This window comes from Nonomuraea sp. NPDC003709 (genome assembly GCF_040610775.1).
Lineage (GTDB): Bacteria > Actinomycetota > Actinomycetes > Streptosporangiales > Streptosporangiaceae > Nonomuraea > Nonomuraea angiospora_A.
Window position 1 is genome coordinate 446,976 of the sequence record NZ_JBEXMW010000006.1, and the last position, 18,779, is coordinate 465,754.

At 72.8% G+C, this 18,779-nt stretch carries 18 protein-coding genes; 8 read left to right on the forward strand and 10 right to left on the reverse strand.

What is annotated here, in order from left to right:
- The first annotated feature begins 63 nt into the window (after positions 1-63).
- Positions 64-999 carry an AraC family transcriptional regulator gene (locus tag ABZX61_RS21390; RefSeq protein WP_355196906.1) on the forward strand — a complete coding sequence of 312 codons (936 nt, stop codon included), beginning with the start codon at positions 64-66 and terminating at the stop codon, positions 997-999.
- 24 nt (positions 1,000-1,023) lie between these two features.
- Here the strand turns inward: ABZX61_RS21390 and ABZX61_RS21395 are convergent, their stop codons facing one another.
- Positions 1,024-1,917 (reverse strand): LysR substrate-binding domain-containing protein, encoded by an 894-nt coding sequence (locus ABZX61_RS21395; protein ID WP_355196908.1) that lies wholly within the window; start codon positions 1,915-1,917, stop codon positions 1,024-1,026.
- Between the two features lie 118 nt (positions 1,918-2,035).
- Between ABZX61_RS21395 and ABZX61_RS21400 the strand changes: the two genes are divergently transcribed.
- From ABZX61_RS21400 to ABZX61_RS21410, 3 genes are read left to right on the forward strand one after another with little or no spacing between them, the layout of a single operon-like run.
- Positions 2,036-2,791, forward strand: a complete 756-nt coding sequence (locus tag ABZX61_RS21400; protein ID WP_355196910.1) for an enoyl-CoA hydratase/isomerase family protein — start codon at positions 2,036-2,038, stop codon at positions 2,789-2,791.
- A complete protein-coding gene (locus tag ABZX61_RS21405; RefSeq protein ID WP_355196912.1) occupies positions 2,788-4,305 on the forward strand; it encodes an AMP-binding protein in 1,518 nt (505 codons plus the stop codon). Before ABZX61_RS21400 ends, ABZX61_RS21405 begins: the two co-directional genes overlap by 4 nt.
- A gap of 10 nt (positions 4,306-4,315) precedes the next feature.
- A complete protein-coding gene (locus ABZX61_RS21410; RefSeq protein WP_355196914.1) occupies positions 4,316-5,626 on the forward strand; it encodes an MFS transporter in 1,311 nt (436 codons plus the stop codon).
- 17 nt (positions 5,627-5,643) lie between these two features.
- On the opposite strand, the gene ABZX61_RS21415 is transcribed toward ABZX61_RS21410, so the two are convergent.
- The 7 genes from ABZX61_RS21415 to pdhA are packed head-to-tail and all read right to left on the reverse strand — an operon-like array spanning position 5,644 to position 12,536.
- The gene (locus tag ABZX61_RS21415) at positions 5,644-6,606 is read right to left on the reverse strand and encodes a hypothetical protein (protein WP_355196916.1); all 963 of its coding nucleotides are present in this window, start codon (positions 6,604-6,606) and stop codon (positions 5,644-5,646) included.
- Positions 6,603-7,448 (reverse strand): ABC transporter ATP-binding protein, encoded by an 846-nt coding sequence (locus tag ABZX61_RS21420; protein WP_355196918.1) that lies wholly within the window; start codon positions 7,446-7,448, stop codon positions 6,603-6,605. Before ABZX61_RS21420 ends, ABZX61_RS21415 begins: the two co-directional genes overlap by 4 nt.
- Positions 7,445-7,837, reverse strand: a complete 393-nt coding sequence (locus ABZX61_RS21425) for a GntR family transcriptional regulator (RefSeq protein WP_355196920.1) — start codon at positions 7,835-7,837, stop codon at positions 7,445-7,447. Before ABZX61_RS21425 ends, ABZX61_RS21420 begins: the two co-directional genes overlap by 4 nt.
- A 59-nt stretch (positions 7,838-7,896) precedes the next feature.
- Positions 7,897-8,952 (reverse strand): histidinol-phosphate transaminase, encoded by a 1,056-nt coding sequence (gene hisC, locus ABZX61_RS21430; RefSeq protein ID WP_355196922.1) that lies wholly within the window; start codon positions 8,950-8,952, stop codon positions 7,897-7,899.
- A 19-nt stretch (positions 8,953-8,971) separates the two neighbouring features.
- On the reverse strand, positions 8,972-10,423 hold the full coding sequence (locus tag ABZX61_RS21435) for a dihydrolipoamide acetyltransferase family protein (RefSeq protein WP_355196924.1): 1,452 nt from the start codon (positions 10,421-10,423) through the stop codon (positions 8,972-8,974).
- A complete protein-coding gene (locus ABZX61_RS21440; protein ID WP_355196926.1) occupies positions 10,420-11,421 on the reverse strand; it encodes an alpha-ketoacid dehydrogenase subunit beta in 1,002 nt (333 codons plus the stop codon). Before ABZX61_RS21440 ends, ABZX61_RS21435 begins: the two co-directional genes overlap by 4 nt.
- A gap of 38 nt (positions 11,422-11,459) precedes the next feature.
- Positions 11,460-12,536, reverse strand: a complete 1,077-nt coding sequence (gene pdhA / locus ABZX61_RS21445) for a pyruvate dehydrogenase (acetyl-transferring) E1 component subunit alpha (protein WP_355196928.1) — start codon at positions 12,534-12,536, stop codon at positions 11,460-11,462.
- 119 nt (positions 12,537-12,655) lie between these two features.
- Here pdhA and ABZX61_RS21450 point away from each other — a divergent pair, with 119 nt between their 5' ends.
- Positions 12,656-13,147, forward strand: coding sequence for an Lrp/AsnC family transcriptional regulator (locus tag ABZX61_RS21450; RefSeq protein ID WP_355196930.1), 492 nt, complete (start codon positions 12,656-12,658; stop codon positions 13,145-13,147).
- Positions 13,148-13,151: 4 nt separating this feature from the next.
- Here the strand turns inward: ABZX61_RS21450 and ABZX61_RS21455 are convergent, their stop codons facing one another.
- On the reverse strand, positions 13,152-13,613 hold the full coding sequence (locus ABZX61_RS21455) for a hypothetical protein (protein ID WP_355196932.1): 462 nt from the start codon (positions 13,611-13,613) through the stop codon (positions 13,152-13,154).
- Between the two features lie 122 nt (positions 13,614-13,735).
- Here ABZX61_RS21455 and ABZX61_RS21460 point away from each other — a divergent pair, with 122 nt between their 5' ends.
- Genes ABZX61_RS21460 through ABZX61_RS21470 form a run of 3 tightly spaced genes read left to right on the forward strand, consistent with a single transcriptional unit; the run spans position 13,736 to position 17,846 of the window.
- Positions 13,736-15,301 (forward strand): GMC family oxidoreductase N-terminal domain-containing protein, encoded by a 1,566-nt coding sequence (locus tag ABZX61_RS21460; RefSeq protein ID WP_355196934.1) that lies wholly within the window; start codon positions 13,736-13,738, stop codon positions 15,299-15,301.
- Between the two features lie 8 nt (positions 15,302-15,309).
- Positions 15,310-16,728 (forward strand): aldehyde dehydrogenase family protein, encoded by a 1,419-nt coding sequence (locus tag ABZX61_RS21465; RefSeq protein WP_355196936.1) that lies wholly within the window; start codon positions 15,310-15,312, stop codon positions 16,726-16,728.
- Complete coding sequence (locus ABZX61_RS21470) at positions 16,725-17,846, forward strand: M20 family metallopeptidase (protein WP_355196938.1); 1,122 nt, start codon at positions 16,725-16,727, stop codon at positions 17,844-17,846. Before ABZX61_RS21465 ends, ABZX61_RS21470 begins: the two co-directional genes overlap by 4 nt.
- Before the next feature lie 128 nt (positions 17,847-17,974).
- On the opposite strand, the gene ABZX61_RS21475 is transcribed toward ABZX61_RS21470, so the two are convergent.
- Positions 17,975-18,778, reverse strand: coding sequence for an enoyl-CoA hydratase-related protein (locus ABZX61_RS21475; RefSeq protein WP_355196940.1), 804 nt, complete (start codon positions 18,776-18,778; stop codon positions 17,975-17,977).
- Position 18,779: the final 1 nt, after the last annotated feature.

Below are 18,779 nucleotides of genomic sequence, written 5' to 3' on the forward strand. Positions count from 1 at the left end.
AACGCGAAGACGATCCATGGGAGAACATCCGGGATACCTTTGTGATCGTCTACCGTGATGGGCATGGATGTCCTGAGCGATCTGCTGCACCGGGCCCGCGCCAAGAACGCGCCGGTCAGGAAGCTGGTCCAGCGGCCGCCGTGGTCGCTGGGCTTCGCCGACGCTCCCCCGCTCACGGTCGTGGCCACGCTCGGCGGCCACGCGTCGGTCCGGCTCGACGAGGACGTCGCCCCCGTACATCTCGCCGCCGGTGACATCGCCCTCATCAGCGCCACGAGCCGCTACACGATCGCCGACAGCCCCTCCACCCCACCCCAGGTGGTGATTCAGGGGCAGAAGAAGTACGCCGTCGGCGGCGACCAGGTGGCGGCTCACCGGAGCCTGGCGCCCCGCACCTACGGTGACGGCCTGCCCGGGGCCACGGTCATGATCCGGGGCGCGTACGAACTCCGCGGCGACGTGGGCGACCGCCTGCTGGACATGCTCCCGCCGCTGGCGGTCGTGCCCGCCGGGCCGCGGACCCGAGCGGCGCTGGAGCTGCTGGCCACCGAGATCGCCTGCGACGAACCCGGCCAGGACGCCATCCTCGACCGCCTCCTGGATCTGGTGCTCGTGCTGGCGTTGCGCGCTTGGTGCGCCAGGCCGGATCCGGCCCTGCCCGCCTGGCATCGGGCGCTGGGCGACCCCGCGATCGGGGACGTACTGCGCCTGCTGCACGAGGACCCCGCCCACCGGTGGACGGTCGCCGAGTTGGCCGCCAAGGTCGGCATGTCCCGCGCCGCCTTCGCCGCGCGCTTCACCGGCCTGGTCGGCGAGCCCCCGCTCACCTATCTCACCGGCTGGCGCATGGCCCTGGCGGCGGACCTGCTCCGTGACACCGAGGCGACCGTCGCCACCGTGGCCCGGCAGGTCGGGTACGAGGACGCCTTCGCCTTCAGCGTGGCGTTCAAGCGCGCCCGCGCTCTCAGCCCCTCGGTCTGGCGCCGCCAGGCCCGCTGACCTCCGCCGTCGCGGAACGCGGCATCAGGCATGGCCGACATCGCGCAGCCCCGCGAGGGCCGCGGCGGCGAAGGCCGTGGCGACCTCGCCGCCCTGCACCGGCAGCCACACCGCCGAGGTCGACCAGGTCAGCCGGGGTTCGTCGATGGGCCGCCACACCAGCCCGGCGGGCAGCTCGTCGTACGGCTCCTCGTTGAGGTGCGCCCCCAGCCCCGACATGACGAGGCCGTGCACGAAGTGAGGGTTTCTGGCGTGCCTGATCGCGCCGGGCAGGAACCCGTTGTCCCGGCACGCCTCCAGCACGTGGTCGTAGAGCTGAGGCGCCATCTCCCGGGGAAAGATCACCAGCGGTGACCCGTCGAGCGAGCGCAGGCGTACCACCTCCTGACCGGCCGCGCGGTGGCCGGCGGGCAGCACCACGCCGAGCCGCCGGTGGACGACCTCGCTCGACTCCAGCCCCACCGTGTCGCAGGGATGCCGGACGAGGCCCACGTCGAGCTCCTCCGCGCGCAGCTTGGCGAGCTGGCTGGCGGTGGTCAGCTCGTGCAGCTCCAGCAGCACGTCGGGGACACGCTCGGCGAACGTGGCCACCAGCGTCCTGAGCGCCATCGGCGTCGTGTCCGGCGGCACCCCGGCCCGGAGCACGCCCGAGTCGCCCGGGCGGATGCGGCGCATGGCCTCGCGGGCCGCGTCCGCCCGCTCCAGCACCCCGCGCGCGTGTTCGAGCAGCAGCGCGCCGGCCTCGGTGAGCGAGACGCGGTGCGGGTTGCGGTCGAACAGCCGGACGCCCAGCTCCCGCTCCAGGTCGCGGATGCGCTGGGACAGCGGCGGCTGCGCCATGTGCAGCCGCTCCGCGGCCCGGCCGAAGTGCAGCTCCTCGGCGACCATGACGAAATACCGCAGGTGGCGTAGCTCCATCACCCCGACCATATCGCTCTGATATCGCCAAGAGTCCACATTGATGTTGGCCAGCACCCCGCAGGACCTGGTTATATCCCCGACAAGCCCGTTGACCTGCGGAGGGACGCTAGTGAGTGTGCTGCTGGACCGTGACGGACCCGTCGCGGTGATCACCTTGAACCGCCCGGAGAAGCTGAACGCCTGGACCGCCGGGATGCGGGAGCGGCTGATCGAGCTGCTGCGCGCGGCGGGCGCCGACCCGGAGGTGGGCGCCGTCGTCCTCACGGGGGCGGGACGCGCTTTCTGCGCCGGTCAGGACCTGGGTGAGACGGCCGGGATCGACCCCGACGACCACGCCGCCTCCGACGCCTGGATCGACGGCTTCGACCGGCTCTACCGGGCGGTGCTCGACCTCGACAAGCCGGTCGTGGCCGCGGTGAACGGGGTGGCGGCCGGGTCGGGGTTCCAGTTCGCGCTGCTGGCCGACCTGCGCATCGGCCACGCGGGCACCCGGATGGGCCAGCCGGAGGTGCTGTCGGGCATCCCGAGCATCACCGGCATCTGGGCCATGTGGGGCGTGCTCGGCCGCGCGAAGACCATCGAGTTCGCGCTGACCGGACGCCTGGTGTACGGGGCGGAGGCGGAGCGGCTCGGCCTGCTGACCAGGCTCGTGGCGGAGAACGACGTGCTGGCCGCAGCCGTGGCGCAGGCCAAGGAGCTGGCCGCGCTGCCCTCCGGCGCGGTGGCGCTGACGAAGGGGCGGCTCAGGGAACTGGAGCGGGACGCCCTGGCCGACTCGGTCGCGGCCGCCAAGCAGGTGCACGCCGCCGCGTACGCCACGGGCGAACCCCAGCGGGAGATGGCCCGTTTTCTGAAGGGACGCGCCAAGTGACCGAGTGGAGCGTTCCCGGACGCTACAACATGGCCGTGGACGTGGCCGACCGCCACCCCCGCGAGAACCTGGCGCTGATCTTCGAGGATCACACGGGAGCGCGCGAGGAGGTCCGCTGGGGCGCCGTGCAGGACCGCTCCCGCCAGGTGGCCGCCTGCCTGCACGGCCTCGGCGTCCGCCCCGGCGACCGGGTCGCGGTCATGCTCCCCCAGCGCACCGACACCCCGGCGACGTACCTGGGAGTGCTGCGTACCGGCGCCGTGCTCGTGACCATGTCCCTGCTCTGGGCCGACGACCAGATCGCCTACCGGCTCGCCGACTCGGGCGCGTCCGTGCTGGTCACCGAGGCGGGCGCGATCCGGCGGGCGCGCGGGTACGGCGGGACCGTGGTCGACGTGGACGACCCGGCGATCGGCCTGCTGACGCCGGAGTTCGAGGACGCCGACACCGCCGCCGACGACCCCGCGCTGATCTTCTACACCTCCGGCACGACCGGTCCCGCCAAGGGCATCGTGCACGCGCACCGCACGCTGCTCGGCCACAACGAGTTCCGGCACTGCCATGACCTGCGTCCCGGCGACGTCTTCTACGGCGCGGGAGAGTGGGCCTGGTCGATGGCCAAGCTCATGGGCCCGCTCAGGGCGGGCGCGACGCACCTGGTCTACCGGCCGGAGGCCGGGTTCGACCCGGAGGGGCTGCTGGCCAGCATGGCGCGCAACGGCGTCACGACCGGCCTGGTCAACCCCACGTTCCTGCGCAAGATGCGCGAGCAGCTGCCCGACGCGGGCCACCGTCACCCGCAGCGGTTCCGTACGATCTGCTGCGCCAACGAGCCGCTCACCGCCGACCTGATCGGCTGGTTCCGCGACCAGTTCGGGGTCACGCTGCTCGACTACTACGGCTCCACGGAGTCGTACCCGCTGATCGGGAACTTCCCCGGCGTCCCGGTCAAGGAGGGGTCCATGGGCCGGCCGCTGCCCGGCTGGGACGTGGCGCTCCTCGACGAGCACGAGCGGCCGGTCCCGGCGGGCGAGGTCGGCGAGATCTGCCTGCGGGCGCGGAGCAACCCGCAGTTCCCGCTCGGCTACTGGAACCGCCCCGAGCCCTCCCGGGAGGTGTTCGGCGGCGAGTGGTTCCACACCAAGGACCACGCGCGGGTGGACGAGGACGGCTACTACTGGTTCCTCGGCCGCGTCGACGACGTGATCAAGACCTCCGGCTACCGCGTCGGCCCCGACGAGATCGAGGAGGCGCTGCGCGCCCATCCCGCCGTCGCGGACGTGGGCGTGGCCGGGGTGCCCGACCCCGTACGCGGCCAGGCCGTCAAGGCGTGGATCCGGCCGGCGCCCGGCCACCTGCCGGGCGAGGAGCTGGCACGGCAGATCCGCGAGTTCGCCAAGACCACGCACTCGCGCTTCGCCTACCCCAGGGAGATCGAGTTCGTGGACGAGCTGCCCCGGTCGGCGACCGGGAAGATCCAGCGCGCCCAGCTCCGACTCCGTCACCAGAAATAGGGAGCAAGCAATGACCCCCCACGCCTCCACGAACGTCCGGCGCAAGGTCACCCTGGCCTCCGCCATCGGCAACTTCGTCGAATGGTTCGACTCGGCGGCGTACGCGGTGATGTCCGCGACGATCGCCAAGCTGTTCTTCCCCGACTACGACACGACGGCCGCGCTGCTCGCCACCTGGGCGATCTTCGCGGGCGGGTTCGTCGCCCGCCCGCTCGGGGCCGCCTTCTTCGGCAGGTACGGCGACCGCCTCGGCCGCAACAGGATGCTGGCGCTGACCATCCTGACGATGAGCGGCGCCACGTTCCTCATCGGCATCCTGCCCACCTACGCCTCCTGGGGCATGGCCGCGCCGATCCTGCTGTTCCTGCTGCGCTGCGCCCAGGGGTTCTCGACCGGCGGCGAGTACACCGGGGCGTCGGCGTTCATCGTGGAGTACGCGCCGGAGGGGCGGCGGGCCCGCTTCGCCGCCGCCGTGCCGGTGACCGTGGGCCTGGCCAGCGTGGCGGGCTCCGGCGTCGGCTTCCTGATCACCTCGACGGTCACGACCGAGGCGCTGCAGAGCTGGGGCTGGCGCATCCCGTTCCTGCTGGCGGCGCCGCTCGGGCTCATCGGCCTGTATCTGCGGTCCAAGGTCGAGGACACGCCCGTGTTCCGGTCGCTGCAGCAGCACGACGCGGTCGAGCCGGCGCCGCTGCGCGAGGCCGTACGCCGCTGCGGTCGCCAGATCGCCACTCTCTTCGGCTACAGCATCACCAACGCCGTCGGGTACTACCTGATGAGCAGCTACATGATCGCGTACATGTCGGAGGAGCTCGGCTACACCAAGAGCCAGGCCCAGCTCACGAACGTGGTCTCGATGCTCGCCTACAGCGTGGCCTGCCTGTTCGCGGCGGCGGCCAGCGACCGGTTCGGCCGCCGGCCCATGCTCGTCGTCGCGTGCGCGGGCTTCGTGCTGCTGCCGCTGCCGGCGTTCTGGCTGATGGGGTCGAGCCTGGCCGGGGCGATGGTCGGCACATCGGTGCTGGCGATGCTCGTGTCGGTGATCGGCACCTCCAACGTGCCCGCGCTGGTGGAGATGTTCCCCGCGAAGGTGCGGGCGAGCGGCTCGGCCATCGGGTACACGGCGGCGTACGTGCTGTTCGGCGGCACCGCCCCGTTCGCGGCGACCGGGCTGGTCTCCGCGACGGGCAGCGCCGTCGCGCCCGCCTACTACATGGTGGGGCTCGCGGTCGTGTCGCTGGTGGTGGTGCTGACCTCGTTCAGGGAGACCCGCGGCCTGCGGTTGGACCGGGGTGTGGACGAGGTCACCAGCGGGGCCTGACCGGCGGAGCCGGCCCGTCAGCCGGGGCGGCGGAGGGTACGGCGTACGGCCAGGCCGCCGAGGACCGCCGACGCGAGCGCCAGGATTCCCGCCTCGGTCCACTGGAAGCGCCAGAATCGGGACGCCGGATGGTGGTACACCGCGTACCGGTAGCCCTTACCGAACAGGCACGCCTGCCATGCCTCGGCGTTCCTGTTGCTCTGCCCCGCGTCCACCCGACGCGGGCAGCCGCTCCCCGACGGCTCGGCCACCTCCCTCCCGGACGGCTCCACCCAGGCGGCGCTCACCATCCGGGCGTCGGGATCGTCCAGCAGCACGGTGCCGGACAGCTCGGTACGCGCCGGCTCGGCGTAGTAGTCGCTCAGCTGGAACAGGGTGAACATCGTCACCGCCACCCCGGCCACGACCAGCGCCATCGCGGGCAGCGTACGCCGGAACAGGGTGCCGGCCAGCGTGCCCAGCGCGAACGCGTACAGCCACCACGCCGCCGGCTCCACGCCGACCATGTTGAACACGCCGATATTGCCGAACGTGGAGTCGACCCCCTCCCGGAACACCGGCCGCCACAGGCTCACCATGAGCGACAGCAGCAGCCCACCCGCCACGACCGCCCCGCCCAGGATCGACAGCTTGACCGCCAGCCACCGCCACACGGGCACCGCCTGAGTCCAGGCCAGGCGGTGGGTGCCGCGCTCGTACTCGCGGCCGAGCAGGGGCGCGCCCCAGAACGCCCCGATCAGCGCCGGCGCCACCAGCGGCATCCAGCCGAACACCGAGTAGACCGCGTCGTAGCGCCGCCCGAGCGCCACCGCCAGGTCTCCGCACTCCACAGCGGGCCCCGGGCAGCCGGGCGGGGCGTGCTCGGTCACGTACCGGCTCGCCTCCACCGCCGAACCCAGCAGCAGCACCCCCAGCAGCGCCAGGAAGCCCGCCGTCACCAGGAGCTGCGCCCGGTGCTGACGCCACGTCACCCAGATCACGCGCTCACCCCCGTCAGCTCCGGAAGTGCCGCCGACTCGGGACTGCGCAGATAGCCCATGACGAGCTCCTCCAGCCGGGGGCGCCGTGCCTGCCAGCGAGGATCGAGCGGGGGCGCGCCCCTGACCAGCATGCTGACCTGCCTGCCGGCCCGGCTCGCGCTCACCACCTGCATCCCCGCCACCGATGCCCCGTCCGGTCCGGTGAGCACGAGATGCCCGTCGAGGAGGTCCTCGATGTCACCACTGACCTGCAGCCGGCCCCCGTTCAGCACGATCAGCCAGTCACACGTCTCCTCCAGGTCCGAGACGACATGCGAGGACAGCAGCACGGTCAGCTCCCGCCCGGCCATCTCCGCCATGATCGAGCGCATCACGTCGTGGCGGGCGAGGGGGTCGAGGTTGGCCAGCGGTTCGTCCAGCACGAGCAGGTCGGGCCGGCAGGCCAGCGCCATCGTGACCGCCACCTGCGCCTGCTGCCCGCCCGACAGCCCGCTCACCTTCCGCTCCAGCGGGATGCCCAGCCGGGCGAGCCGGTCCGCAGCGGCGGCGTCGTCCCAGCGGGTGTTCATGCGGCGGCCGAAGGTGAGCATCTCGGCGACGGTGAAGCTCTCGTACAGCGGCTTGTCCTGGGCCACGAACGCCACCTCGCCGGCCACGCGGATGCTTCCCAGCGCGGGCCGCAGCAGGCCGACGGCCGCGTGCATGAGAGTGGTCTTGCCCGCGCCGTTGGGCCCGACGAGCGCCGCCACGCGCCCCGCGGGCACGGACAGCGAGCAGTCGCGCAACACCCACGTACGGCGATAGCGGACCCCCAGCCCGGTCGCCTCCAGCACGGGACTCATGCCACGTCCTCCTTCGCGACGTCGGCCAGGACCACGGTGACCAACACCCGCAGGTCCTCCTGGTCGAGCCCGGCCGCGCGGGCCTCGCGCACCCACGCCTCCAGCCCGCGCCGCAGCCGCGTGTGCTCGGCGAGCGTCGCACCGGCGACGCCCCGCTGAACGAACGTCCCCATCCCCTGCCGTCCCTCGACCAGCCCTTCGCGCTCCAGCTCCCGGTACGCCTTGAGCACGGTGTTGGGGTTGATGGCCAGGCTCTCGACCACCTCGCGGGCAGTCGGCAACTGGTCACCGGGCCGCAGCGTACCGAGCCTGAGCGCCTGTTTGACCTGGTGAACGAGCTGCAGGTACGTCGAGACCCCCGAGCCGCGGTCCAGGTTGAACTCGATCAACCGAAAACACCCTTTCACTATTTGAGTAGTGAAAGGGTGTTGTATTCGGGCGCCCGTTGTCAACCCTGCTGTCGTTGCCAGGTTGCGGCCGGCGTGAGAAAGGTCGCATTCTCCTCCGGCAGGCCCACCGTGACGCGCACGCCCTCCCCCGGGAACGCCCGCACGATCACCCCGTTGGCGTGGCAGTGGTCGGCGAAGGGCGCGCTGTCGTGACCGAGCGGGAGCCACAGGAAGTTCGCCTGGGACGGCGGCAGGTCATAGCCGAGGGCCCGGAGCTCGCCGGTGACGCGGTCGCGCTCTTTGACGGTGAGGGCGACTCGCCTGTCCACCTCCTCGTGCTCGCGGAGCGCCGCGATCGCCGCCTCCTGGGCGAGGGCGCTGACGCTGAAGGGCGTCTGCGTCTTGCGTACCTGGGCGATGATCTCCGGTGGCCCGACGCAGTAGCCGACCCGCAGGCCGGCCAGCGCGTACGCCTTGGAGAAGGTCCTGAGCACGACGACGTTCGGCCGGTCGCCGAAGAGCGCGAGCGCGTCCGGCACGGCGGACGGGTCGGCGTACTCGTGGTAGGCCTCGTCCACGGCGACCAGCACGTGCTCGGGCAACTGGTCCACGAAGGCGCGCAGGGCGGCCTCGCCGACGGGGGTGGAGGTCGGGTTGTTCGGGTTGCAGACGAACACCAGCCTGGTCCGCGGGGTGATGGCCGCCGCCATGGCCTGGAGGTCCTGGACGTGGTCGCGCAGCGGGACCCGTACGGGGACTCCGCCCGCCACCGTGGTCAGGATCGGGTACGCCTCGAACGACCGCCACCCGAAGACCACCTCGCTGCCCGGCCCGCACACCGTGTGCAGGACCTGCCCGCAGACCTCGGACGAGCCCGCGCCCACGGCGATGCGATCGGTGCTCACCTCGTGGCGGGCGGCCAGCGCTTCGAGCAGGCGGGTGGCCCCCATGTCCGGGTACCGGGACAGGCCGCCGGTCAGCTCGGCCAGGCGGGCGGCGACGCCGGGCAGCAGGCCGTACGGGCACTCGTTGCTGGCCAGCACGACGGCCCCGGGCGACTTGCGGCCCGGCACGTAGGACTGAAGGTCGAGCAGAGACGAGCGTACGTTGACCACCTGATGTCACTTCCTTCCGTCAGACGTGGGCGAGCAGGACGGCGGGGTTCTCCACGCAGTCGGCCACGAAGCGCAGGAAGCCGCCTGCCGCGCCGCCGTCGCAGACCCGGTGGTCGAACGTGAACGACAGCTGGGTGACCTTGCGGGGCACGACCGCGCCGTCCTTCACCCAGGGGCGGTCGATGATGCGGCCGACGCCGAGGAGCGCCGCCTCGGGATGGTTGATGATCGGGGTGGATCCGTCCACGCCGAAGACGCCGTAGTTGTTGAGCGTGAACGTGCCCCCGGTCAGTGCCGCGGGCGGCAGCGTGCCTTCGCGGGCGAGGGCGGTGAGCCTGGCCAGTTCGGCGGCGAGCTGCGCGGTCGTCATGAGGTGCGCGTCGCGGACCACCGGCACGACCAGGCCGCGATCGGTCTGGGCGGCGAAGCCGAGGTTGACGTGGCCGTGCCGGACGATCTCGGCGCGGGCGATGTCGACCGAGGAGTTCAGCTCGGGGAAGCGGCGCAGGGCGGCCACGCAGCTGCGGGCCAGGAGCGCGAGCAGCCCGATGCCGAGGTCCGGGCGGTCCCGCCGGAGCGCGTCCTTGACCTCGAACAGGCCGGTGGCGTCGACGTCCACCCAGGTGGTGGCGTCGGGGATCTCGGTACGGCTGCGGCTCAGCTTGTCGGCCACCGCCCGCCGGAGTCCGCGCAGGGGGATGCGCTCGGTCCGGAGCGGGGTTCCGGTCGCCTCCGATGTCGTCCGGGTTGCGACCGATGCCGTCCGGGTCGCGGCGGACGCTGTCCCGGTCGCGGCCGACGTCGTCTCGGTCGCTCCCGGTGCCGCCGGGGCGACGGCGGGGACGGTGGAGGCGGCGGGGGCTGCCATGGCGCGTTCGACGTCGCGGCGGAGGATCACGCCGCGGGGTCCGGTGGGGGTGACGGCGGCGAGATCCACCCCGTGCTCGTGGGCGAGCCTGCGCACGAGCGGGGAGATCACCCGAGGCGCCTGCCGCTCACCAGCCGCGGCCGGGGAAGCAGGCGCGGCCGGCGACGCGGACGCGGCCGGCGAGGTGGGCGCGGGCCGGGAGGCCGGGACCGTAGGTGGCCGGCCGGGGGTTGCGGGGGCCTTTCGGGAGCGTCGGCGGGTGGTGGGGGTGTGGCCGGTGCCGTAGCCGATGAGGACATTTCCGGATCCGGCGCGTTCCTCCTCCCGGTAGCGTTCCGCGGCGGCCGAATCGCCCACGCCGCCCGCCGGGCCGACCTCGATGAGCGGCTCCCCCACCGACAGGACGGCCCCCGCCGAAGCGTGCAGGCTCAGCACCGTCCCCGCGTACGGCACAGGCACCTCCACCGCCGCCTTGGCGGTCTCGACCTCCACCACGATCTGGTCGATCTCGACGGTGTCCCCGACGGCGACCTTCCAGTCGACGATCTCGGCCTCCGTCAGCCCCTCGCCCAGGTCGGGCAGGCGGAACACGTGCCGCGTCATGACGCCTCCCCGCCCAGGTGCGCCAGATCGGGCTCGTCACCGAACTGGAGCCGGTCCACCGCGTCCAGCACCCGGTCGGCGTCCGGCAGATGCGAGTGCTCGAGGATCGGAGGCGGGTACGGGATGTCGAACCCCGTGACCCGCAGCACCGGCGCCGCCAGCGAGTGGAAGCACCGCTCCTGCACGCGGGCCGCGATCTCCGCGCCCACCCCGGCGAAGCCCTGGGCCTCCTGGATCACCACGCAGCGCCCGGTCTTGCGTACGGAGGACACGACGGTCGAGTCGTCGAACGGGACGATCGTCCGCAGATCCACCACCTCCAGGGCGAGCCCGTCCTTGGCCGCGGCGTCGGCGGCCTGGAGCGCCACCGAAACGCTCGGCCCGTAGGCGACCAGCGTCGCGTCGCGGCCCTCGCGCAGCACCGCCGCCCGCCCGAACCCCGCCGCCCGCCGGTCCCCGACGGACGTCTCGCCCTTGGACCAGTACAGGCGCTTGGGTTCCATGAAGATCACCGGGTCGGGGTCGGCGATGGCGTCGCGCAGCAGCCAGTACGCGTCGTCGGCCGTCGCGGGGGTCACGACCTTCAGGCCGGGCGTGTGCGCGTAGTACGCCTCGCTGGAGTCGCAGTGGTGCTCGACGCCGCCGATGCCGCCCGCGTACGGGATCCTGATCACCATCGGCAGCGACAGCCGCCCGCGCGTGCGGTTGCGCAGCTTGGCCACGTGCGAGGCGATCTGTTCGAAGGCCGGGTAGGCGAACGCGTCGAACTGCATCTCGATCACCGGCCGGAAGCCGCCCATGGCCAGCCCCACGGCCAGCCCCACGATCCCGGCTTCGGCCAGCGGCGTGTCGAAGCACCGCTCCTCGCCGAACTCCTTGGTCAGCCCGTCGGTGATGCGGAAGACGCCGCCCAGCGGGCCCACGTCCTCACCGAAGACGAGAACGCGTTCGTCCTCGCGCAGGGCGTCCCGGAGCGCGGCGTTCAGCGCCTGAGCCATGCTCAAAGTGGTGCTCAAAGTGGTGCTCAAAGTGGCCATCAGTCCTCCAGCTCGGACGCCAGCAGGGCCCGCTGCTCGCGCAACTGGGGCGTGGCCTCGGCGAAGACGTGCTCGAACAGCTCGAACGGATCCGCCTTCGGATCGGCGTTCATCTCCGCGCGCACCCGGGCGGCGAACTCCTCGGCGGCCTCGTGCGCCGCGTCGACGGCGTCGGCGTCGAGCACGCCGCGCCCACGCAGGTAGGTCTCCAGGCGGGCGAGCGGGTCGGCCGCCTCCCACTGCTCGACCTCCCGCTTGTCCCGGTACCGGGCGGCGTCGTCGGCGTTGGTGTGGGGGTCCATCCGGTACGTGTGCGCCTCCACCAGGAAGGGGCCACCGCCCGTACGCGCGTGCTCCACGGCCGCGGTCAGGACGGACAGCACCGCGACGAGGTCGTTGCCGTCCACCTGCTCGGAGCGGATGCCGTACCCGATGCCCTTGTACGCGAGCGCTGGCGCGGCGCTCTGCTTGGCCAGCGGCACGGAGATCGCGTACTTGTTGTTCTGCACGAAGAACACGACGGGCGCGTGCAGGACCGCGGCGTAGTTCAGCGCCTCGTGGAAGTCGCCCTCGCTGGTGCCGCCGTCGCCGATGAAGGCCATGACGACGCCGTTCTCGTTCTTGCGGCGCAGGGCGTCGGCCATGCCCACGGCGTGGATGGTCTGGGTGGCCAGCGGGGTGCACTGGGGCGCGACCCGGGTGGCGGCGGGGTCGTACCCGCAGTGCCAGCCGCCCCGCAGCAGGGTCAGCACCTCGACGGGGTCGAGGCCCCAGGAGACCAGCGCCACCGAGTCCCGGTAGGTCGGGAACAGCCAATCGTCCTCGCGCAGCGCGAGCACCCCGGCGATCTGGCAGGCCTCCTGCCCGCGGCTGGAGGGGTAGACGGCCAGGCGCCCCTGCTTGGTCAGCGCGGTCGCCTGGCGGTCGAAGCGGCGGCCGACGACCATCCGGCGGTAGGCCTCCAGCAACCGCTCCTCCTCCGGCACCTGGTAGCCGGTGGGCGGCTGGACCGCCGTGCCGTCCTCGGCGACGAAGCGCACCGGCACGGGTGAGGGCAGAAGGACGTCGACGGACATGCGACGCTCCCTTTCTCTGGACGTTTGACAGGGAAAGCGTCCGCGCATGGAGCCAGGTGTTCAAGACATCAGGCATGATGAGCGACAAAAGGTCTGAAACCAGTCTTCAGGAGGACCGATTGTCGTTCAACGACGGTGTCGGAGAGGGGTCGGCGGGACATTCGGCCGCGCCGCTGGACGGGGTGGATCGGGCGATCATCGCCGAGCTGCGGCGGGACGGCCGGATCTCGATGCGTACCCTCGCCGAGCGCGTGCACGTCTCCCGGGCCAACGTCTACGCCAGGATCACCCGGCTCATGGACGCCGGGGTGATCACCGGCTTCACGGCGCGGATCGCGCCGCAGAAGGCCGGCCTGGGCACCAGCGCGTACGTCTCGCTCACCATCGAGCAGAACTCCTGGCGCGCGGTGTCGGCCCGGCTCCGGGAGACTCCGTACGTCGAGAACTTCGCCCTGGTCGGCGGCGACTACGACGTCCTGGCGCTGGTCAGGACCCCGGACAACGCGACGCTCCGGCACGTGGTGCTGGAGCTCATCCAGGACATCCCGGGCATCCGTGCCACCCGCACGTGGCTGGTGTTCGAGGAGGCCCGCGGCGGCGGATCCGAGTGAGCGGTCAGCGTGCCCGCAGCGCCTTGTACTCGCCGAGCAGCGCCTCCAGGCTCCGCACCATGAACGTGTAGTACTCGTACATCTCGGACATGCGGGCGCGCTGCCGATCGGGGAGGTCGGCCGAGCGGGCCCGGGCGTTCTCGGCCAGAGAGAGCAGCTCCGTCGTCTGCTCCAGCTGGTGCTGCAGGCAGCCGATCCAGGCGTCCTCGCGCCACTCGTAGACGTACTGCCGGGACCCGGACTCCTTGAACCGCCGTACGGTCCCGTTGACCACGAGCAGGCGGGTCGTCTCCGAGACCGAGCCCTTGCTGGCGTTCAGGGCGGCCTGCAGCTCGTCCATCGTCATGGGCGTCTCGCTCAGCATGAGCACCCCCGCGGCGCGCCCGGCCATCGGCGGCCAGCCCATCGCGCGGCCGATGCGCAGGCCGAAGTCGTCGATCAGGGGGTTCTCGTCGCCGACGGACACCAGCGGAACACCATCCGTTCAGAAAAAAATGAACTTTCACTATTGACTGAACTTTCTGCTGAGGGCAGTCTACCGGCTAACGGTGGCCCGGGCGGTTCCGGGCCGAGCGCAGGAGGTTCGCCGTGACAGACACGGGCTGGGACATCATCGTCGTGGGAGCGGGTTCCGCCGGCGCGGCACTCGCCGCCCGCTCCGCCGAGCTGGGCAAGCGCGTCCTGCTGCTGGAGGCCGGTCCCGACTACCGTTCGGCGCGGATGCACGAGGCGTGGCGCTCGCCGAACCCGGTCCGCGCACTGCTGGACCCCACCGCCGTCGAGGGCATGGTGTGGATGGGCGTCACCTCCTCCCGCACCGACAGGCAGGCCCCGGCTCCGTACTGGCGGGGCAGGGGCGTCGGCGGCAGCTCGTCGATCAACGGGCAGATCGCGATCCGCCCGCCGATGGACGACTTCGACGACTGGGCCGCGGCGGGATGCGCCGGCTGGTCGTGGCGGGACGTGCTGCCGTACTTCGCGAAGCTGGAGGACGACGAGGAGTTCGGCGACGAGCCGTACCACGGGCGCGGCGGGCCGACTCCGATCTTCCGGATGCCGCGCGAGCAGTGGGGCGGGGCGGACGCCGCGCTGGCCGCCGCCGCGCTGGCGGCCGGGCACGCCTGGGCGCCGGACGTGAACGCGCCCGGCGCCGCCGGGGTCTCCCCCTACCCGATCAACTCGCGCGCCGGGCGCCGGGTCACGGTCAACGACGGCTACCTCGAGCCCGCCCGGTCCCTGGCCGGCCTCACCGTCCGCGGTGACGCCCTGGTCGACCAGGTCCTCTTCGCCGGTGACCGCGCCGTCGGCGTACAGGCCGTCGTGGGCGGGACGGCGGTGACCGAGTACGCGGACGAGATCGTCCTCAGCGCGGGCGTGATCCACTCCCCCGCGATCCTCATGCGCTCGGGCGTCGGCCCGGCCGCCGACCTGCGCCGCCTGGGGATCACGGTACGGCGGGATCTCCCGGTCGGGCTCGGCATGCAGGACCATCCGATGATCGTCGTCGAGCTGCCGCTGACCCAGGAGGCCGCCATCAAGACGGCCGACGACCGCCACACCAACGTCTGCGTCCGCTACACCAGCGGGCCCGGAGGGCTGCCGCACGACATGATGTTCGTCTCGCTGAACCAGAACGTGCTGTCCATGGAGGCCGCCGACACCCGCTTCCCGGCGGGCGGCTTCGGCGTGTGGCTCAACCAGAACCACTCACGCGGCGTGCTGACGCTGACCTCCGCCGACCCGCAGGCCCAGCCCGAGGTGCGCGAACGCATGCTGTCGGACTCCCGCGACCTGGAACGCCTGCGCGATGGCGTGCGCGCCCTGGTCGAGCTGGCGCGCGGCCCCGAGGCGGCCACGATCGTCGCGGGCTCCGGCTCCGTGGAGGCCAGCAACGAACGGCTGTTCGCGGTGCTGGACGACGACGCCGCGCTCGACGGGCACATCCTCGCCACCGCGGTCGACGCCCAGCACGGCACCAGCACCTGCCGGATGGGCGCGCCCGGGGACGCCGCCACGGTGGTGGACCCGTCGTGCCGCGTCCTCGGGGTCGAGGGGCTGCGCGTGGTGGACGCGTCGATCTTCCCATCTGTACCCCGGGCCAACACCAACCTGGCATCGATCATGGTCGGCGAGCTCATGGCCGACCGCCTCTAAGGAGCCCTGTGAAAACCCTGCAGAACCTGATCGGCGGCATCTGGGAAGACTCCCGGGGCGACGCGTTCCACGATGTGGTCAACCCCGCGACCGAGGAGGTCGTCGCCCGCTGCCCCAGCGGCTCACCGGAGGACGTACGCCTGGCCGTGGACGCGGCCGTGCGCGCGCAACCGGCCTGGGCCGCGCTGACCGTCGCCGAACGGGTGGAGCGGCTGTCCCAGTGGGCGGACACGATCGCCGCCCACGCCGACGAGCTGGCGGAGATCGAATGCCGGGAGATGGGCAAGCCCGTCGCCCTCGGCACGGCCTTCATCGGCGGCGCGGCGATGGGGTTCAAGGCGGCGGCGGCCGAGGCCCTGGAGTACGCGTTCGAGGAGACCGTCCCGGCGCCGGACGGGGGCAGCACCACGATCGTGCGCGCCCCGCTCGGCGCGACGGCCGTGATCGTGCCGTGGAACTTCCCCGTGCCCATGACCCTGGGCGCGCTCGGCCCGCTGCTGGCCGCCGGGAACACCGTCGTGCTCAAGCCGTCCGAGCGCTCGCCGATGTCGGCGGTGCGGCTGCTTGAGCTGATGGACCTGCCGCCCGGCGTGGTCAACCTGGTCCTCGGCGACTCCCGCGCGGGCGCGCCGCTGGTGGCCGACGAACGCGTCGGGCTCGTGCACTTCACCGGCTCCGTCGAGTCCGGGCGCAAGGTCGGCGAGCGGACCGGGGCACTGCTGCGCCGCTCGATCCTGGAGCTGGGCGGCAAGGACCCCGTGGTGGTCGACGCGGGGGTGGACCCGGTGGCCACCGCCGCCGCGGTCGCGTTCGGCGCCTTCGCGAACTCCGGCCAGATCTGCACCTCCATGGAACGCGTCTACGTGCACCGCGACGTCGCCGAGCCGTTCATCGAGGCCCTGGTCGAGGCCGCGGGGACCTACGCGCTCGGCGACGGGCACGACGCGGGCACCGTGCTCGGCCCGCTGGTCGACCGGCGGCAGCGCGACATCGTGGCACGGCACGTCGCCGACGCGGTATCGCGCGGCGCGACCGTACGGGCCGGCGGGGTGGTGCCCGAGGGCAGGGGCTTCTTCTACCCCGCGACCGTGCTCACCGGCGTGGACGAGTCCATGCTGGTCATGACCGAGGAGACCTTCGGCCCGATCGCCCCGGTCGTCGTGGTCTCCTCCTTCGAGGAGGGGCTGGAGCGGGCGAGCGCGTCGCGCTTCGGCCTGGCCGCCACCGTGTACACCGCCGACCCCGCGCACATGGCGGCCGCCCGCCGCATCCCCGCCGGTGTCGTGTGGGTGAACCAGTGGCAGGGCGGCGGCCCCGAGCGGCTGTACGAACCGGCCGGGGACAGCGGCATGGGCGCGACCGGCTCCCGCGCCGCCTACGACGCGGCCACCCGCCCCACCTCGATCCACACCGCCCCCGCCGCGTGACGGCCAAACTGCGGGCCGCCGACGTCGTACGGGCCTGGAGTGACCGGCTCGTGGGCCTGTCCCATCGCATCCACGCCCACCCCGAACCGGCCTTCGAGGAGACGCGGGCCAGCGCGTGGGTGGCGCAGGCGCTGGACGCGGCCGGGTTCGACGTCCGGCACGGCTGCTACGACCTGCCCACCGCCGTCCACGCGACGGTGGGCTCGGGTCCGCTGCACGTCGGGATCTGCGCCGAGTACGACGCGCTGCCCGGCATCGGCCACGCCTGCGGCCACAACGTCATCGCCGCGGCCGCGGTCGGCGCGGGAGCGGCGCTGGCCGGGCTGGCCGACGAGCTGGGGCTGACGGTGTCCGTGCTCGGCACCCCGGCCGAGGAGGGCGGCGGCGGCAAGATCCTCATGATGGAACGCGGCGCGTTCGCGGGGCTGGACGCGGCCATGATGGTCCACCCGGCCGCCGTGGAGATGGCGGCGATGCCCGGCTCGGCCGTCGCCCAGTTCGAGATCTCGTACCAGGGCAAACCTGCCCATGCCGGTGCGTACCCCGAGCTGGGCGTCAACGCGGCCGACGCCATGACCGTCGCCCAGGTGGCGATCGGGCTGCTCCGCCAGCAGACAGCCGCGGGCGACCGGGTGCACGGCGTCGTCACCGAGGCGGGTACGGCGCCGAACGTGATCCCCGACGCGAGCCGGGGCCGGTGGATCGTCCGCTCCCCCACGATGGAGGGCCTGACCGAGCTCAAGCCGCGCGTGCTGCGCTGCTTCGAGGCCGGGGCGCTGGCCTCCGGGAGCTCGCTGACGGTCACCGCACCCGGGCCCGACTACGCCGACCTGCGGCCGGACGCGGCCATGCTGGGTCTGTACCGGGCCAACGCCGAGGCGCTCGGGCGCGTCTTCCCCGACCTGCCCGGCGGGCCCCCGGCCGGGGCGGCGACCGACATGGGCAACGTCTCCCACGTCGTGCCCACCATCCATCCGATGCTCGGGCTGGACTGCCTGCCCGCGGTCAACCACCAGCCGGAGTTCACCGCGGCCTGCGTCACCCCGGCCGCCGACCGGGCGGTCCTGGACGGGGCGGTGGCCATGGCCTGGACCGCCATCGACCTGGCCTTCCGTTAGCCCCGCCCGAAAGCCCTCAGCGCACGTCGGCGGGGCCCTCCACCACGCAGCGGCCACCCCCAAGGGCCCCGGCCCACGTCGGCGGAGAGGGGCCGTCCGACGGGGTCGGGGGGACTGCGGGTCCGTGCTCAGCGGCCCTCGAAGGTGGGTTTGCGTTTCTCGAGGAACGCCTCCACCGCTCCCGCGTGGTCGGCGGTCAGCCCCAGGCGGGCCTGGGCGCGGGCCTCGGCGGTGAGTGCCGCGCCGAGGTCCTGGTCCCAGGCTCCGGCGATCAGCCGCTTGGACTCGGCGTACGCGGCGGTCGGCCCGGCGGCGAGCCGGGCCGCCAGCTCGCGCGCCACCGCACCGGCCTCCTCCCGAGGGACCACGCGCCCCGTGATCCCCCACTCCACCGCCTGCCGGGCGCCGAACGACTCACCCAGCAGGACCAGCTCCTTGGCCCGGGCCTCGCCGACCGCCCGTACGAGCGTCAGGGACAGCCCCGAGTCGCACGTCAGCCCGATCGCCGTGAACGCCGTCGCGAAGACGGCCTCCTCCGCGAGCACCCGCAGGTCACAGGCCAGGGCGAGGGCCAGACCGGCGCCGACGCACGTGCCGTTGACGGCGGCGACGACCGGTTTGCCCATGGTGGCCAGGAGCCGGACGATCGGCGCGTAGTCCTCCTCGACGGTGTCGAAGGCGTGCCCGGCGTCCGAGCGGAGCGCCGCCGCGTGCTCGGCGAGGTCCTGGCCGACGCAGAAGGCGGTCCCCGCCCCGGTCAGCACCACCGCGCGTACGGCGTCGTCCGCCGCGACCTCCTCCAGCTCCCGGCGCAGCGCCGTCTTCAGCCCGGTGTCCAGCGCGTTGCGGCGGTCCGGGCGGTTGAGGGTCAGGACGGCCACGGCGCCGTCGCGTTCCAGCAGGATCGAGGCCCCGTCCAGCTCAGGCTCCACC